1 protein-coding gene is annotated in these 468 nt (G+C 48.7%); it reads left to right on the top strand.

Annotated features, from left to right (window positions below; all coding sequences use genetic code 11):
* Nucleotides 1-468 (top strand): IS91 family transposase (locus tag AB5N96_RS13515; RefSeq protein WP_499705762.1); only part of this gene is annotated, 468 nt, incomplete at both ends.

The following is a 468-nucleotide window of genomic DNA, read 5'->3' as shown; positions in this document are numbered from 1 at the left end:
AATATGTGGACCATGACTTCATTCCATTTGCGATGTTGAGAAAGCAGTGGCAGACAGTCGTGTTAAAACTGATCCGTAAGAACCTGAATGCCGAAGAGAAGAGAAAGGTCCAACCGAGACTCCAGGCTGCCTTCAACAACAACAAGGACGGCTTCTATGTGCATGCCCCAAAACAGAAGGGGAAGATTCAGGAACAGTTGCGCTACATAGGCCGCTATATGCGACGACCTGCGATCGGTCTCAATCGGATCGTGGCATATGATGGCGAGATGGTGACATTCACCTACAAGGACAAGACCGACGGTCTCGAGAAAACGGAGACTGTGACGGTAGAAGAGTTCATCGCAAGATTGATCCGTCACATCCCTGACGAACAGTTCAAGACGATCCGCCATTACGGGATGTATGCAAGAAACAGAAAGGCAAAGGTGAAAGCACTGCTTACGAAATGGCAGAAAGAGGTCAAGA

Origin of the sequence: Chryseomicrobium imtechense (genome assembly GCF_041475995.1) — a bacterium.
Lineage (GTDB): Bacteria > Bacillota > Bacilli > Bacillales_A > Planococcaceae > Chryseomicrobium > Chryseomicrobium aureum.
This window is presented reverse-complemented; position numbering and strand designations above follow the sequence as displayed.